Annotated in this window: 13 protein-coding genes; 5 read left to right on the plus strand and 8 right to left on the minus strand. The window is 51.3% G+C overall.

Annotated elements, in window-relative coordinates; translation table 11 throughout:
• The first annotated feature begins 12 nt into the window (after positions 1-12).
• Together ABEB26_RS07435 and ABEB26_RS07440 are read left to right on the plus strand one after the other, a co-directional pair.
• Positions 13-1,017 (plus strand): DUF4938 domain-containing protein, encoded by a 1,005-nt coding sequence (locus ABEB26_RS07435; RefSeq protein WP_345721334.1) that lies wholly within the window; start codon positions 13-15, stop codon positions 1,015-1,017.
• Positions 1,018-1,340: 323 nt separating this feature from the next.
• The gene (locus ABEB26_RS07440; RefSeq protein WP_345721335.1) at positions 1,341-2,969 is read left to right on the plus strand and encodes a long-chain fatty acid--CoA ligase; all 1,629 of its coding nucleotides are present in this window, start codon (positions 1,341-1,343) and stop codon (positions 2,967-2,969) included.
• Between the two features lie 55 nt (positions 2,970-3,024).
• Here the strand turns inward: ABEB26_RS07440 and ABEB26_RS07445 are convergent, their stop codons facing one another.
• Positions 3,025-3,249, minus strand: a complete 225-nt coding sequence (locus ABEB26_RS07445) for a hypothetical protein (RefSeq protein ID WP_345721336.1) — start codon at positions 3,247-3,249, stop codon at positions 3,025-3,027.
• 255 nt (positions 3,250-3,504) lie between these two features.
• On the opposite strand from ABEB26_RS07445, the gene ABEB26_RS07450 reads away from it, so the two are divergent.
• Positions 3,505-3,729 (plus strand): family 1 glycosylhydrolase, encoded by a 225-nt coding sequence (locus tag ABEB26_RS07450; RefSeq protein WP_345721385.1) that lies wholly within the window; start codon positions 3,505-3,507, stop codon positions 3,727-3,729.
• A 323-nt stretch (positions 3,730-4,052) separates the two neighbouring features.
• Here ABEB26_RS07450 and ABEB26_RS07455 read toward each other — a convergent pair whose 3' ends face one another.
• From ABEB26_RS07455 to ABEB26_RS07465, 3 genes are all read right to left on the minus strand, one after another.
• A complete protein-coding gene (locus ABEB26_RS07455; RefSeq protein WP_345721337.1) occupies positions 4,053-5,030 on the minus strand; it encodes a deoxyhypusine synthase family protein in 978 nt (325 codons plus the stop codon).
• 83 nt (positions 5,031-5,113) lie between these two features.
• On the minus strand, positions 5,114-7,234 hold the full coding sequence (locus ABEB26_RS07460; protein ID WP_345721338.1) for a Tex family protein: 2,121 nt from the start codon (positions 7,232-7,234) through the stop codon (positions 5,114-5,116).
• A gap of 362 nt (positions 7,235-7,596) precedes the next feature.
• Positions 7,597-9,090 (minus strand): GerMN domain-containing protein, encoded by a 1,494-nt coding sequence (locus ABEB26_RS07465; RefSeq protein WP_345721339.1) that lies wholly within the window; start codon positions 9,088-9,090, stop codon positions 7,597-7,599.
• Between the two features lie 250 nt (positions 9,091-9,340).
• Here ABEB26_RS07465 and ABEB26_RS07470 point away from each other — a divergent pair, with 250 nt between their 5' ends.
• Positions 9,341-10,075: a metallophosphoesterase family protein gene (locus tag ABEB26_RS07470; protein ID WP_012190876.1), complete on the plus strand. Its 735-nt coding sequence runs from the start codon at positions 9,341-9,343 to the stop codon at positions 10,073-10,075.
• Here the strand turns inward: ABEB26_RS07470 and ABEB26_RS07475 are convergent, their stop codons facing one another.
• From ABEB26_RS07475 to ABEB26_RS07490, 4 genes are all read right to left on the minus strand, one after another.
• A complete protein-coding gene (locus ABEB26_RS07475) occupies positions 10,076-11,461 on the minus strand; it encodes a Kelch repeat-containing protein (protein WP_345721340.1) in 1,386 nt (461 codons plus the stop codon).
• Positions 11,462-11,599: 138 nt separating this feature from the next.
• Positions 11,600-12,610, minus strand: coding sequence for a YecA family protein (locus ABEB26_RS07480; protein ID WP_345721341.1), 1,011 nt, complete (start codon positions 12,608-12,610; stop codon positions 11,600-11,602).
• Between the two features lie 15 nt (positions 12,611-12,625).
• Entirely contained in the window at positions 12,626-14,299 is a 1,674-nt protein-coding gene (locus ABEB26_RS07485) for an ATP-binding protein (RefSeq protein WP_345721342.1), read from the minus strand.
• A 43-nt stretch (positions 14,300-14,342) separates the two neighbouring features.
• Entirely contained in the window at positions 14,343-16,205 is a 1,863-nt protein-coding gene (locus ABEB26_RS07490) for a hypothetical protein (RefSeq protein ID WP_345721343.1), read from the minus strand.
• Positions 16,206-16,326: 121 nt separating this feature from the next.
• Here ABEB26_RS07490 and ABEB26_RS07495 point away from each other — a divergent pair, with 121 nt between their 5' ends.
• Positions 16,327-17,220 (plus strand): LppM family (lipo)protein, encoded by an 894-nt coding sequence (locus ABEB26_RS07495; protein ID WP_345721344.1) that lies wholly within the window; start codon positions 16,327-16,329, stop codon positions 17,218-17,220.
• Positions 17,221-17,229 lie beyond the last annotated feature (9 nt).

A 17,229-nucleotide genomic window follows, 5' to 3' on the forward strand; every position in this document is an offset into this window, starting at 1 on the left:
AGCAATTAATTCATGGCAATCACTATCGAACATGTTCGCGTTTTAGAAGGCCCAAATATCTATTACCCTCAGGCTGGAGTTGCTGCAACCTTGCAGGCGAGCCACGATCTGCGCGATGAACTCGGGCGGCAACTCAAAACCTGGGCCCAAGCAGTTGGTTTGATCATCGGCTATTTGCGCATGAAAATCGAGCCAGTTGACGATCAATGGCAATTAAGCTTGAGTTTTACCTGCAATCATCCCCAACTTGGCGCGGCCATTTTGCAGCATGCGGTCGAAGATATGTTGGCCGCCGAACGCCAAGACGAAGATTGGAATCACGATGATGCCTTGTTTGATCTGCGCCGCCAGCGCATGCGGATCGATCCAGTGCTGCCGTTATTGCAATTACGGGCCGAAGCGCAAGGACGGGTGCTGCCAGTGATTGCGGTTGGCGATGGCATGTTACAAATCGGTACAGGCAGCGGTGGCTGGCAGTTTGATCCGGCTCAACTCAGCCTTGGCTTTGCAATTAACCCGCCATGGGAGCAGATTCGCAGCGTGCCATTAATCGCCATTGGGGGAATTGGGGCCGAAGTAGCAGCAGAACAGATTGCCCAAGGATTAACTGCGGCTGGTTGGCAACAGGTTGTGCATATTCCCAAAGGCGATTTTGCTAGCGTGCGCCAAGCATTTCTCCAACCCAACGCTGCAATGTTTGTGGTAGCCTTGGATTATACTGATGCGGTCGAACGAGGTTTAGCCTTTAATCGCTGTAATATTGGGGTGGTGCTGGGCATTAGCAATTTGCCTGAAGCCCACGCCTTGGCGGCAGGTTTGCCAGCCCTAACCGCCGACGAACTGGGCAACACAATCTTACTTGCCGACGATCAACGCACTGCTGGATTGGCACGACGCACGGCGGCTCCAGTTGTGCAACTACAGCGAACCCACGAACCAGCCAGCATTCAACAACCCTTATTGGCCTTGGTCGTCAATCAATTGCAACAATTGCTCGACGCTGGAGCCTTTGATTAACCTGAGCAACCCAATTTAACGCAGAAGGACTCGAGGCTCTTGGCGATTGGAAGGTTGTCTTTGCTCAACGAAGGGCACGAAGCCCACAAAGCATGTGTCTCCAGACTATTAACGTTTGGCTAGCGGAACCAGTGTTAGGATTTTAACCACGCTCCGCTAGCCCATAGCCATCAGCTTATAGCCTCACCCTCTGCGCCGCTGCGTTAAATTTCATCCTTCATCCTTCATCCTTCATCCTTCATCCTTTCTATGCTCTATGGTATGATGGCACAAATTTATAGCTGAGAGCTAGCCCCCGTTTTGGAGTGCAAGGAGGCATTGCAATGCTACGTGGCCTGATGATGGACTATCCGCTGACCGTTGATCGGTTGCTCGACCACGCTTATAAGCTCTACCCCCACAAACGCGTGACAACTAAGCAACCTGATGGCTCACTCCACCGCTATTCGTTCGCCGATCTCTACCACCGTGTGAAGCGCTTAGGCAATGTCCTACACAAACTTGGCATCAACCAAGGTGATCGCGTCGGCACGTTTGCATGGAACAACTACCAACATCTTGAACTCTACTATGCAATTCCTTGTGCTGGTGCTGTCTGTCATACCTTAAATATTCGGCTTTCAACCGAGCAATTGGCCTATATCATCAATCATGCCGAAGATAAGGTGATTTTTGTTGATGCAACCTTGTTGCCGTTGTTCTCCAAGCTTGCCGATAATATTCCTGCGGTCGAAACCATCGTTTTGATCAATGCCCAACCTGGCATCGAAACACCCTTCCCAAACGTTTTGCATTACGAAGATTTGATGGCGCAAGTCGAAGCTGAATTCGAATGGCCTGTAACTGATGAACGCCAAGCAATGGGTCTGTGCTACACCAGCGGCACAACTGGCAATCCTAAAGGCGTGTTATATAGCCATCGGTCGCTCTATTTGCACACGATGGGCGAAAATCAAGCCACGGCCTTGGCCTTTACCCCCGATGATATTGTAATGCCCGTCGTGCCTCAGTTTCATGCGATGGCGTGGGGCTTGCCCTACTCAGCCATGTTCGCTGGCGCAGATTTGATCATGCCAGGCTTGCACTTGAATCCAGTCGCCTTGGCCGATTTGATTGCCGACGAGAAAATTACTTTCCCTGCTGGTGTGCCCACAATTTGGACGGCGATGTACCAAGAATTACGCGCCAATCCTCGTGATTTTTCGCATGTGCGCTGTTTGGCAGTTGGCGGTGCAGCCATGCCACGCGGCTTGATCGAAGCCTACGAACGTGATTTTGGCGTGCCAGTGCTGCATGCGTGGGGCATGACCGAGCTTTCGCCCTTGGGCACAATTTCAAGCCTACAACCCCAACATCGCCAGCTAAGTGACCACGAACGCTGGGATTTGCGCGCTAAACAGGGCTATCCAATCGGTGGCGTTGAATTGCGGATCGTCAATGATGCTGGCGAGGAATTGCCGTGGGATGGAACGACTGTCGGCGAGTTACAGGCGCGTGGCCCATGGGTGACTGCTGGCTATTACAAAGTTGAGCCAACCGCTGAGCATTTTACCGCCGATGGCTGGTTCCGCACTGGCGACGTGGCTACAATCAACCACGAAGGCTATTTGGGCATTACCGATCGTACCAAAGATTTGGTCAAGAGCGGCGGCGAATGGATCTCATCGGTTGAACTGGAAAATGCCTTGATGGGCCATGCCAAGGTCACCGAGGCGGCGGTGATTGCGATTCCCGATGAGCGTTGGAGTGAGCGCCCGTTGGCTTGTGTGGTGCTGACCAAAGATGCAGGCGAGGTTGAGCCAAACGAACTTTTGGAGTATCTCGAGCCGTTGGTGGCTAAATTCTGGTTGCCTGAACGAGTTGTCTTCTTGAGCGAAATTCCCAAAACCAGCGTGGGCAAGTTTGATAAAAAAGTGCTACGCGCACGCTATGCCAACGGCGAATTAAGCTAGTTAAACAAAAACAGGGCGGATGCAACATCCGCCCTGTTGATCTATTGATTGGGGTTTAACAGACTGTTTCCCCAAAGCATGCCTCGAGTAGGCTGCGAACTTGGGTTTGATGTTGCTGCCACCAGCCACGCCCACCCAGCACTTCAACAACCGTAATAACCTCGTTGAGTTGATAACAGGTAGCCTCAATTCCATCCGAGCGCACAATCGAGATGCTATGCTCAGCGGTATTGGGCGAAATTTTAATTGTATATGTTTGGGTTTCAATCACCATGCTCATTTGTTTACTACTACCCTTTCGTGAGTGCTATTCACCTTGACTCCCCTGATGGTTGGAAACGTTTTCTCAACCAGAAGGACTATGGTTTTAGAGTACAATTTCAAGTTAACCAACTAATTTACCCAACTTGGTTCGTTGTAAGTAGAACGTTTTGGTAATGTTGAACGTTCCTAGAAAATATTCTTTAAGCTACTTTTTAACATTGCGCTAACAGTAGTTACTGGTTGGTCTAGGCTAACATCAACCATTCCAAGGATAAATTTACGCCACAATTTCCCCAACTATTTTCTTTGGGGCACATCAACCACTGCCTCGCAAATTGCAGGCACTTGGCACTATGTTGGCAACGGTGAGAGCTTTCGATTTGACATTGCCAACACGCCAGAGACGATTCGCCCCAAGCATAATGGTTATCTTGCCAACGATCACTATCACCTCGATCGAACAAGCAAATATCGATCCATGGCTATGTATGTATGATTGGAAATTTTAGGCTACTAACGAGGGGGATTTAGGCTGAGGGGCCAAATTTGATCCACGAAGGGCACGAAGAAGCACGAAGTTGAGGTTAGGGGCTAGGTTTCAGGAATCAGGGGCCAGCAGTAACACAGAGGCGCAGAGCATGGCTATAGTTTCATGGCTATAGGCGATCGGAACAATTGTTGCCATTTCAAGAAATCTCTGATAGTCAAGAGCCAATAGCCCTCATGCTCTGCGCCTCTGCGTTAAAGCTTCGCGCTCTTCGCGTTCTTCGCGGATCAAACTTAACTGACCCCTAGCCTCTGAACCCTGATCCCTCGTGCTTATTGCCCCAAAATCAAGGCAAACATCAATGGTGCAACAATTGAGGCATCAGATTCGACGATAAATTTAGGTGTGGTTGGTTCTAATTTGCCCCAGGTGATTTTTTCGTTGGGCACTGCGCCTGAGTATGAGCCATAGCTAGTGGTTGAATCGCTGATTTGGCAGAAATAGCCCCAAACTGGCACGTTGCCCATCTGCATATCTTGGTGCAACATTGGCACAACACAAATTGGGAAGTCGCCAGCGATGCCGCCGCCAATTTGATAGAAGCCAATTGAATGGGTTTTGCTGGTTTCGATATACCATTCGGCCAAATAGGCCATGTATTCGATCCCAGTCCGCACCGTGTGCACATTCTTGATTTCGCCTTGGATACAGTGAGCTGCAAACATATTGCCAGTTGTTGAATCTTCCCAGCCTGGCACGATAATTGGCAGATTTTTCTCCATTGCGGCGTACATCCACGAATCCTTAATATCGATTTGGAAATATTCTTCTAAAACGCCTTTGCGCAAAATCCGATACAGAAATTCGTGAGGGAAATAGCGTTCGCCTGCTGCATCCGCCGCAGTCCATTCATCAACCAAGGCCCGTTCCAAGCGGCGCATGGCTTCTTCTTCAGGAATACAGGTGTCGGTGACCCGATTCATATGGCGAGCCAACAGCGCTGCTTCATCATCGGGAGTTAAATCGCGATAATGCGGCACACGTTCGTAGTAATCGTGAGCCACTAAGTTGAATAAATCTTCTTCGAGGTTGGCTCCGGTACACGAAATAATTTGCACTTTATCTTGGCGAATCATTTCAGCCAACGAGATTCCCAATTCGGCGGTGCTCATCGCACCAGCAAGGGTAATCATCATTTTGCCGTTGTTTTCAAGATGGCGCACATAGGCATCGCTGGCATCGATCATGGCTGCCGCGTTGAAGTGGCGAAAGTTATGGCGCAAAAAATCGCTAATAGGAGTCGTGCTCACAAGCTACCTCTTTTGTTGATAAAGCAAATCTTAAAGCGCTAGATCGAGCCAGCGCCGCCGTCTATTGTACCGCAGGCTGAGCCTTATTGCGCCAAAACCAGCGCGATCCGTTTGCGATCTGGGTCGATCGATTGAATGCTGACATCAACAATATCGCCAACACTCAAACTCAGGCCACGGGGAATTTGCGAACTGTGCAATAAGCCATCGTGCTTAACCCCCAAATCGATGAACGCACCCCAATCGACGACGTTGCGCACCGTGCCTTTGAGTTGCATGCCTGGCTGTAAATCTTCAAAAGCCAGCACATCGCTGCGCAAAATCGGCGCTGGCACATCCTCGCGTGGGTCGCGACCTGGCCGCAGCAGTTGATCGATAATATCGCTTAGAGTTGGCACGCCTGTGCCCAATTCCGCCGCAAGGCTATGCAATGGCTGATTTTTCAAATCTTCCAAGCGTTTGATCCGTTCGTTACGGCCTGTTTTGGCATTGATATTCAGCTTGGCTAGCAAATTACGGGTAACCGTATAACTTTCGGGGTGAATTGCGCTGGCATCCAAGGCTTCATCACCATCGCGAATCCGCAAAAATCCGGCGGCTTGCTCAAAGGCTTTTGGCCCCAGCCCTTTAACTTTTTTGAGTGCTTGGCGTGAACGAAAGGGGCCATGTTCCTCGCGATGGCTCACAATTTGGGCCGAAAGCTTGGGGCCAATCCCTGCAACATAGCGTAAAAGCGCAGGCGAAGCGGTATTGACATCAACCCCAACGTTATTGACCGCGCTCTCAACCACGCCATCAAGCGCATTGCCCAAGGCCGATTGATCAACATCGTGTTGATACATGCCCACGCCAATCGCTTTTGGCTCGATTTTGACCAACTCGGCCAAGGGGTCTTGCACCCGCCGCGCAATCGAAACCGCGCCACGCAGGCTCACATCGAGATCTGGCAATTCGCTGCGAGCAAGGCTGCTAGCGCTGTAAACACTGGCTCCAGCTTCGCTGACAATCAAATAGTGCAAGCCAGTTTGTTGGCGAATCACATCGGCGACCAATTGCTCAGTTTCGCGTGAAGCCGTGCCATTGCCAATTGCAATCAAACTCACCGCATAGCGTTTGATCAATGTTTGCAATTCTTGAAACGCCCGTTCACGCGCTGCTGCGCCACTGTGCGGGTAGATCGTGGCGGTGGTGAGCACATTGCCAGTTTGGCCGATGATCGCCACTTTGCAACCAGTGCGATAGCCTGGATCAAGCCCCAGCACCACATTGTTAGCGATTGGCGCTTGCAACAGCAACGAATGCACATTCTTGGCAAAGACGGTGATCGCATGGCTTTCAGCTTGCTCAGTCAAGGCGCGGCGCACATCGCGCTCGATGGCTGGCAAGAGCAAACGCTCAGCGCCATCGTGAATCGCCAAACGCAGTTGCTCGGCCCACGCTGAACGTTGATCAAGCGGGAAATATTTGGCAACCACATCAAACCAATCACGTTGATCCATCTGAATTTTAAAACGCAAAATATGTTCGGTTTCGCCGCGATTGAGCGCCAACACTTGGTAAGGCTTGAGGCGGCTAGCGGTGCTCTCAAATTGATAGTAGGTTTGATATACGCCCTTGCTATCCTCGGCATCGGCGATTAACTCGCTGCGAACCACGCCCCAACGCAAAGCCCGTTCACGAGTTTGGCGGCGCACCTCAGGATGATCGCTGATCTGCTCGGCCACAATATCGCGTGCTCCCGCCAAGGCCTCTTCAATGCTGGCAATCTGTTCGTTGAGAAACTGCCGAGCGGTGGTATCAATCGGATCGTTCGGCTGCATTTGGATAATTTCCGCCAAGCCTTCGAGGCCACGTTCGCGGGCAATGCTAGCGCGAGTACGCCGTTTGGGCTTGAAAGGTGCATACAAATCTTCGAGGGTGGTTTTATCAGTGGCAGCGGCCAAGGCTTGAGCTAATTCATCGCTCAAATTGCCTTGCTCGCGCAGGGCACTTAAAATTGCCTCGCGCCGTTCATCAAGCTCACGTAAACGGGCAATTTGACTTTGAATGCTGCGTAATTGCTCTTCATCCAAGCCACCAGTTTGCTCTTTGCGATAACGAGCGACGAACGGCAAGGTATTGCCTGCATCGAATAATTGAATTGCGGCGGTAACTTGCTCGGCACGCACCGTCAAGCCTTTGGCAATTAAATGAGCATAATCCATGGAAGTTCCTAATCTAGCTAAACCAAGGTTTTTTAACCACGAAGGACACGAAGAGCACGAAGGGGATGAGACTATAGGCTATCTGTAATGGTGCATTGGATTAGCAACGATATCTATCCCTCACCCCCTGACCCCCTCTCCCGCCGAGCGAGGCGAGGGGGAACCACCGTATAATGAAGGGTGGAACACCCCTCTCCCGCCGCAGTGGGAGAGGGGCCGGGGGTGAGGGAATGGTAATCTAATAAACCATACAAGCTATAGGCTATCAGAGCAGCTTATGGGATTTCAAACGATTCCAATAGCCAAAAGCCCATAGCCGATAGCCCTTCTCCCGATCCCCAACAATCGATCCCCAATTAATGCTATTCAGGGTTGAGTTGCGGGCGAATGAAGGGATTGCTGAAGGTAGCGCCCCAAATGCTGCTGAGCGATTGGCCTTCGACCGTAATCTGCACCTGTTGCACGCTGTTGAACGAGGTTAATGCCAATACCAAGGCATCAACCGCCGCGCGAGGATTGCTAGTTTGGCTGAATTCAGCGCTAAGATCAAGCTGGACAACCCCATCGACAATCACTAAACGCCGCACTTGGCTGGTACTAGGGATGGCACTACTGACAACATGGCTATAGCGGCCAGCTCCGCGAATAAGCTCATCGACAGTGGCCCGCGCCTCGGTTTTGGTGCTTGGCACAAGCCGCATCACTCGCACCCAACGACCAGAACTTTGCTGAAAATATAACGGCAAGAACGAAGTTGTGTTAAACTGACCATTTAAACCCTGCGGATTATCGGGGTTGACATTAGGGCGATAGCGCAGGCCACCCAAATTCTGGCCTTGGACTTGAATTTGCACCTGAGTAATCTCTGGTTGCTCAGTCAAGGCCAACACAATCGAACGCAAGCCCAAGTCTTCTAGGCTTGAATTGCCAAACGTCGGGATACGGTTAAAATTAGCGGTAGCAATGCCATTATTCAAGCGTAGCCCAAGTAATTGGGTATCGCTGGGCAACAAACTACGTAAATCGCTGCGTGCACCTTGAATTAACTGTTGGATTGCAGCAGTCCGTGGCTGACGAGTTGCGGCAATCTGGCGCGAGACTGGCACCAAAACTTGGCCAGTGCTATCGGCAAAAAACAATGTTAATTGATTAACCTCGCGACCACCAGTTTCCTCGGTTGGCTGAGCAGTTGGCTCAGGGATTGGTTCAGGCGTTGGTTCTACAGTTGGCTCAACTGTCGGTTCTACAGTTGGCTCAAGCGTTGGTTCTACAGTTGGCTCAATGGTCGGTTCCACGGTTGGTTCAAGCGTTGGCACGGCAGTTGTCGCAATTGGCGATAACGTTGGCTCCAAGCTGGGAAGATCGGTGGCAAACGGAATGCTAGGAGTAGCAGAGGCGACAATCACATCTTCAGTTGGCGGTACAATAACAAAGGTTGGCGATGCAAGAATCACCTGAGTGGTTGCAGAAGCCGATGGCGTAGCAGAGACCGAGGGAGTGACGGTAGTGGTTTGAGCAATAACTTCGGCTGTTTGAGTTTGACGAACCGCTGCTGTGGCAAAGGCATTTGGTGATGGTGAAACCGTTAATGTTGGGCTATCAGATGTTGGCTGAAGCACTTGCGAGGTAGCGCTAGGAACGGCTGGAGTATCGGGGTTGCTAAATAAAACAACGCCGCTAATCGCATAGGCCACAATAATTAAGCCAAGTAGGCCCACCAAGGTGGCATAAATTCGGCGATCGCGAGTTGATAAACCAGCGAGCCAGCCACGCCAACCACCCACCGCAACTGGCGTAGGCGTGCTGACAACCTGCGCAACGGGCAGATCTTCACCTGCATATAATGGGCAACGCACATGGTTGCTGCTTAGACAAAACGAGGCTTGGGGCACTGGGATGTCGTGAGCCTCACCCGTCATGTAGCAGCGGTGCTCCGGCGTAGGACTCGCGAAACGAATCGCACGATTTTGTTTAAGGCCCACATATGGGCAGTGATGCACTGGTTCCACGACGTTCCTCGTTCAAGCTCAACAAAGGCTTCTGACCGCCATTATACTCTACCAACCCTTGCCACAGAAACAGCGCTTGATTGCAGAAAGGTAACACATGCGGGTTCTGGTTCTTGCTGATATTCATGCTAACTTAGCCGCACTGGAAGCTGTTCTTGGAGCAGCAGGCGAGGTCGATTCGGTTTGGTGTTTGGGTGATACGGTTGGTTATGGGCCTCAACCAAATGAATGTGTTGCGCTCATGCGTGAACGCCAGCAAGCGATGTTGGTCGGCAATCACGACCTTGGTTGCCTTGGCACAATTCCCTTGACCAATTTTAATCGTGATGCACGGATTGCCAATGAATGGAATGGTTTGCAATTAACCGAAGAGCATCGCGAGTTTTTGCTCAGCCTAAGCCCGATGCAACAGGTTAACGATATGGTTACCTTGGCACACGGTAGCCCACGCGACCCAGTTTGGGAGTATTTACTCGATACCGTGGGGGCAACCTATTCGTTCGATCATTTTAGCACACCGATTTGCTTTGTGGGCCATACCCATCAGCCAGTGATTTTTACTGCTGATATGCTTGGCGATCATTGCACGGCGACGATTCCGACTGACCAATTGGTGCTCAAGCTGCAACCCGATAAGCGCTATATCATCAATGCTGGTGGCGTTGGTCAGCCTCGCGATGGTGATGCCCGCTCTGGTTGGGCAATTTATGACGATGAGCAACAAACGGTCAGCTTCCATCGCACAACTTACAATATTCGGCGTACTCAAACCTTGATGCTTGAACATGGCTTGCCTAATATTTTGGCAGCTCGTTTGAGTTTTGGCATGTAGCTACTTGCCCACACTTGGCAAAAAGATATTGGTAATCGGAGTCCAGCTACGGGTTTCAGCGAGCGCATTCGTGCCATTCCAGCCACCAATGCTATAAATATCACGGGCGTTTGAAAGCACGAGGTGTTCGCTGACAGCATGGCCGGTGCGCAAATCGGTTGCATTCCAGATGTTATTTTGCAGCACCAAAATCGCTTGATCGCCCTCAGCCCCACCCACCAAATAGATCTGATTGGTGATATAAACCGCGCCAGCATCGATCCGTGGGGCTGGCAGATCGGTTAACTTTTGCCATGTGCCAGTTTGCAAACGCCAGGTTCCAAGGCTGGGGCCAGTTGAAGTTTGGCCGCCAATCAACACAACATCGCCGCCACTTTGGGCAATGGCTGCATCACGCAAGGGCAATGGAATGGTTGGGCCTTGGCTCCAGCTTTGGGTATCAGGGCTATAAATAAAGCTGGTATCAGCAATGATCCCCTCGTTCTCACCGCCAAACACATAAACTTTGCCATCGATCGCGGCAATCATGGCATTGGCCCGTGGGGCAGGCATGGCTGGGCCAGTTTGCCAACGATTTTGGGCCAAGTCAAAAATCTCTAAAATAGTGCTAGCAGCGCCATTTTTATCGCGGCCACCTGGCACATAAATTTGGCCAGCAATCTGCACTGCGCCGCTGGAGGCAACTGCGGTTGGCTTGGCAGCCAGCTCACGCCACGCCCCCGTCGCCAAATTCAATTGACGGGTATGCGCCACCACGCCAGTATCGGTGTTGCCGCCAATCACAATCAAACTATCGGCTAGGAAAACCCCAGCATGTTGGTAGGTTGGCTCGGGCAGCGCGGTCAGTGGTTGCCACACATTGCTCACAAGCGTTGTTGCCGGTTGGGTGGTTGGCGTAATGTTGCCGCGCACCACAAACCAGCCAATTGCCACCACTGCCACAATCAACCCAAATAGCACACCCAAAATTGCCAAAGCATAGGCTCGTGGAATTGTGATCTGATTGGTGGGTTGGGTGATCACTGGCGTAATCGGATCGGGCGCTGGGGTTGTGATTGGCTGAGTTGTACTAGTTATTTGAATTGGTTCGGGTACAATCGGCTCATCAATTGGAATAATCACTGGCGATTCGCTCTCAGGAATGCTCTCAGGTTCTGGCACTGGATTTGGAGTATTCAAACCCTCGATCAGGCCGCGCCGCACAGCCTCAAGCGTCGCCTCAGCCCGTGATAACACCCCCAACTTGGCGTAGATATTGCGAATATGCACCTTGACTGTGTTGGGGCTGATAACCAGCGTATTGGCAATTTCGTTATTGCTTGCCCCCAGCGCTAGCTGACGCAAGACCTCGATTTCACGCTCGCTGAGTGGTGATTGATCAGACATATTCCTCAATTCCTGAGCCAATTCTCCATCCATTGCATGGTAGCTGAACGCCGCAGCAAAGTCAAAGGTTTAATCAACAATCAGGGGTAGAATGCGGCCTAGGCTCATTCCTACCCCTGATTAAATCAGGCTAAATTGTTATTTGGTTGGCTGTTCGTCTGAATCTGTTAGGGCTTCAGTTTGATCAGCGTCATCATTATCATCATTATCATCAGCCTGATCGTCGTCATCGAATTCGTCATCAATCTGATCGTCGTCATCGAACTCAACATCAGCCTGATCGTCGTCAAATTCTTCATCGTCGTCAGCATCAGTTCCGCCCAAACCTAGCGATTGCTTGGTCATCAGCAAGGCGGCACGGCCACGTAGCATCAAATCGTCAAACTTCGATGGCTCTTTTTCCTCGCGTGGCAACACTGAGATAAAATGATTGAAGAGATAGCTATTTTCACGCACAAACTGATTCAGATCAGCCTCGGGATTGCGCAGTTGCCAATCTTCTAGACTGACAGCCAAAAATTCACTTAATTTCTCCACCGTGTCGGGAGTGGTTTGAGCCGCTGCGCCAGCAATGTAGTATTCTTCGCCAACTGGCACAAGATGGGCAAAAATCAGCTCATTTTCTTCCAAGCGCTTGGCGGCAGCATGATCGCGCAAAGTAAAGGTTTCTTTGGTCAAAACCTCTTGAATCAACGCACCTTTGCCCTTGATAATTTCAGTAATCAGATAGGGGCGCAAGCGAATGCCAGCCCAGGTTGGCAACAAATTCAGCTCATGCTCATCAAGCTCTAGCTCGGCTGGTGGATTAGCGGCGATCCGTTCGACCAAGGTTGAGCCATCATCGCCACTTTGAGCATCGAAGGCCAGCCAAGTCAAAAAGCGCTCTGAGCCACGATCTTCTAGCTCATCAAGTTCGCTCATATCGGCGGCGGTATAGCGTCCGCCCCAATATTGCTCAAACAAGCTAGGCGTGCTCGGAGCTAATTCTTCGCTTTGGGTGGCCTCGATCAATTTAGGAAACAACCGATCTTGAGCACGGCGTAATAAGCGCAACTGGTCTTCCTGCGCACGGTCAGCTGCTTCATGACATTGCTTATATTTTTTGCCACTGCCACAAGGGCATGGGTCGTTGCGGCCTACTTTTGCCATAGAACTACTCCTAGATTATGCTGCTGAGGGCATGCTAAAGATAAAGGTACTGCCTTTGCCTGGGGTGCTATCGACCCAAATGCGGCCACCATGAGCCTCAATCACCTGTTTGCAATAGGCCAAGCCAACCCCGCCGATGCGTTGTTCGCCAACCTGCTTGCTGAAACGATCGAAAATACGGCCTGCGAGTTCAACCGGAATACTTGGGCCTTGGTCGGCGATCCGCACTTGGGCATTGCCGCCAGTGTTGCTCACTTGCACCCGTACCATGCTATAGGCTGGACTGCGGCGCAGGGCGTTATCCAACAAGTGGCTCATCACCCGCCGCATCTTATCGGCATCGAAGGCAAGGCCACCACTATCAGCACCATACTCCAACACCAAGTTGATTGCCCGTTGTTGGGCTTGGGGTGTAGATTGGGCAATGCTACCTTCGATCAGTGGCCGCAATGGATTGGCCAAGCGATGCAGGCTGTTGGGGTCGCCATGCAAACGGCTCATTTCCATCAGGGTATTGGTTAGCTCAACCAAGCGCGAGGTGGTACGACGGGCAGTCGATAAAACCCGCTCATTGCCATCGCCCAAATCGCCAGCCAACAAGGTATCTTGGGCCGCCAACACCGAATTCAGCGGATCATGCATATCTTGCACGAGGAAATCGAGCAATTGCGAACGCATTTCTTCAACTTCTAATTCGGTAGTTTTATCGTGGAAAACCCCAACGTAGCCCAAGACACTGCCTGCGCTACTACGAATTGGCACTTGGTTGAGGCCAATCACGGGCTTGCGGGTGCCTTGTTGTTGCTCAAAGACCACCCGTTGGCGTTCGCCTTCGCGTTCGTTACTAATCACTCGCAAACGTCCAGTGTTTTCTTGGCTCCATTGATTAAGGGCTTGGCCTTCGAGCGTACCGCCAAACGCTTCGTTCAACAACTGACGAGCAGCAGCATTGGCCTGCAAAATGATGCCATTGCTATCGGCCAACACCACGCCATCGCTAGCTGCGCCTAGCACCGCCGCCAGTCGATCACGCTCTTGCACCAACAATTGGGCAGCGCGTTCGACCCGCTCTTGCTCTTCGCCAAGCTGCTTGTTGAGTTGGGTGGTTGATTCGTGGCCGACAGTTTGTTGGCGATCAAAAGCGCGTAAGGCTGCGCTACAAACCAAGGCAAAAATGCTAATTACCAGCACAAAAGCGCTGAGCAAGCTCCATTGAATTAATTGATTGGTACTTGGTTCAGCGGCGGCAAAATAAGCCGCTGCCCATAAACTGGCTAAACTAACAACCGTAACAATAGCAGTATGCAAGGGGCGCAAGGTCAGTGCAGCACACAAAACGGGCAGGGCGGCGCTGATAATCGCCAATTCGCGTTGCTCGGGGAAAACCATGGTTGCACCCAAAGCGATGCTGAGCGTGCCAATAATCAAGGCCCAACCACTCAAGGGCAAGCGTCGCCGCAAGCCAGCAATCAGGCCAACCAAAGCAGCCAATGAGCCAACTCCGCCAGCAATGGCTCCAATCAGCATCGTTTGAGAGCCAAAATTCAAGCCACTCCACGCTGCCAGCCCTGCACCAAGCGCCAACACCACCAAGGCAATTGGCAATAACAACCGACTTAAGGGCGAACGTGGGATAGTTATCGCAGCCGTTTGACTAGGCTGCTCGGTAATTGCGACGCTTTCAGTCATGAGCCAATCCTCAATCCATCTAAGCTAGGGCTGCCCAATTATACTACGGTGTGACGTTATAGCTGTAATCGGCTGCCTCGGTTGTGCCTTGAGTTGTAGCATTGACCACCAAAACCGCTCGTCGATTAGCCGGAATCAGCCAACGCGCTTGACCATTATCGGTTGGAATTGCGACAACTTCAGCAACCCCAGCTTGATCATACAGCACTGCCGTTAGCACCCAACGCTGCGCCAGTTGATTACGCACTGGCACAAAACCAGCCCCGCTCCATTCAGCCATTACATTGTCGATTGTGAGATTGCTCAAGGCTAAACCAGCAGCATTATACGCTTCATCGTTAATAACCCAAAATCGCAATTGAATTTGTTGACCAGCCCATGGCCCAAGATCGATGCTTTCTGCTTGCCACGCGGTTTGTTGGCCTGTCCAGCCAGCCCCAATATTTAAGCCAACCGGATTGGCTCCAGTGCTGGCTTGAGTCGCAATCGCTTGCCAGGTTTGGCCATTATCTTGCGAGAGGCTGAGATAGGCATAATCGTAATCTTGCTCTAAATCAAACCAGCGTTGATAGCTCAGGCTACTGCCAGCGCTGGGCACTTGAATTGCTGTGGTGAGCGTGCTCACTCGCGCATCGCCGCGCCCGCCCCACCATGTGGCGCTACTTGTCACATCGGCGGCGAAAATAGGCACTGTGGTATTGCCCTGCCATTCAACAGTTCGTTCGCTGCTGGCGCTATCAAAAGCCAAATAATCGCTGCCAAATTGCTGAATGCTCAAGTTTTGCTCGCTGCTCTGGGCTGGCTCTGGCAACACAGCCCGAGGCAAATCGTAGCTATAACGGCCATCGGCGAGATCAGGATCATTCACCAAATTGGCGACCGCCCAAGCTGCAAACAGCTGATCAAAGCTGGTCAAATCGGGGTAGCGGGTAGCCATCAAACTCGTAATGCTGGTCAAATTATCGCCAGCATCAGCAGCAGCCAAGGTTCCCATCGGCAAGCCGTCGAGTTGCTGATCGAGATAACCGAGGAAAAGCTGAGCCGCACCATAATGTTTGAGCGCAGTGCCAGGGCTGCTGGCCCACGCATTGAGTTGGGTATCCGGCGAGGCCAGAAAATCGAGTGCCAAACTATCGTTGCCATAGCCTGAACGATTTTCGCTCAACATCGAAGCGCCTTCATTGAGCCAAGTGGCGGGGTGGCTCAGCACATTCCGATGCAACAGATGCTGCATTTCGTGAATTAACGTGGCGACATAGCCAAAATCGCTGGGTGGCATGGCCGCAGCGTTAATCACCAACATCTCGCGTTCGTTGGAATATGGATTGATCGCTTGGGGCAATTCGTTATCGCTGGCGTAATAGCCGCCCGCCCCGTTGACCGCAGCATTCAAGACCGTTACCGGCACTTGAGGCCAAGCCTGTTGCGGATACCATTTGGCTAGCAACGGCCAACCAACCTGTTCAAATTGCTGAGCAGCATTAATCAGCGCTTGTTGATCAACTGGCAAATCATCGGCCACATAAATTAATAGGTGAGTGGTACTAAGTTGAAGGGTGGCACTGATATTGCGCTGTTGATTGCTAGTTAAATCGGTAACCCAAAAGCTGCGGCGCTCGTATGGTGGGGGCATTTCCAAACGTAGTGGTTGAGGTTTTTCGCTAAGCAAGCGCCAATCAACGGCAAGTTGGGCCAAATCGCGCTCAAGCCCTTGTTGGCTGGCAAGTTCCACCGCCGCTTCATCGGCAATGATTGGGATGCTTGTGGCCAGTGCTTGAGTCGGGCTGAGAGTTTGAGCTAGGGTTGGCAAGCTTGGTTGAATTGGAATTTGGGTGCTGGTTGCAGGTGCGGTTGCGCTACAACCCACCAACATCCACAGCAAAAGGCAGATTCGCCAGCGACGCATACCATTATCCTTATCGCAATTTTGCTATCAGGATAGCACAGAACCTTGGTAGACATGGCATATATTGCCATCTATAATCGCAGTATCCTCCGTTAGCCAGTTTATTGAAGGAGCGAAGCCCATGAAACAGTGGATGAGTCGGATGTTGTTGGGCGTGTTAGCAATTGCCTTGAGCGGTTGTGTTGCCTCACAAGTCGAAACCACAATCAGCGGTGATGGCAGTGGCACGAATACGTTTAAAGTAGGTATGGATGCCGAAACAATGGCCATGATGGCAAGCATGGGTGGCACCGAGGGCGAAGATCCCTTTAAACAAACCAGAGATGATGTTTCAGGTTATCCAGCTGAGTGGGCTGCAACTACCAGCGATTGGAAAGAAAAACTTGGCGAAACCGAGTTCCAAGGCGTACAGATTAACATGAAATTTGCCAACGTTGCGACCTTGAACGAGCAATTAAGCCAATTTTTGAGTGACTCGGGCAGCAGCGATAGCCCAACCGGCCAAGCGTTATCGAATCTTAAAATAACCGATGATGGCGAAACCTTCACTGTATCCGGCAATGCAATGGCCACCGATTTGGCTGCTGCCGCCGAGAGCGAAGGCGCTGGCATGCCTGGCATGGGCGATTCGTTGAAAAAGGCTGTGATTGTTTGGCAAGTAACCTTGCCAGGTGAAGTTAGCAGCGTTGAGCCAACCGATATTGCAACCGTCAACGGCAATACGGTTACTTGGAAAATCCCAGTTGATAAAACTGCCACCTATACCCTCAAAGCAGTTTCAACCAAGAGTGGTGGCGGTGCTGGCGGCAGTAATTTGCCATTGATCCTTGGTGGCGTTGGCTTGTTGGTGGTCTTGGCTGGTGTTGGCTTCTTCGTGATGAGCCGCCGTAAAGCTGCTCCAGTGGCCGCTGGCTATCAGCAATATGGTGGTCAAACCTACGACCCCAATGCTCAAGGTCAAAATCAACAACAAGGTTATTACGACCCAAACAACGACCCTAATCGCAAACAATAAGCCAATTTG

Source organism: Herpetosiphon gulosus, from assembly GCF_039545135.1.
Classification (GTDB): domain Bacteria; phylum Chloroflexota; class Chloroflexia; order Chloroflexales; family Herpetosiphonaceae; genus Herpetosiphon; species Herpetosiphon gulosus.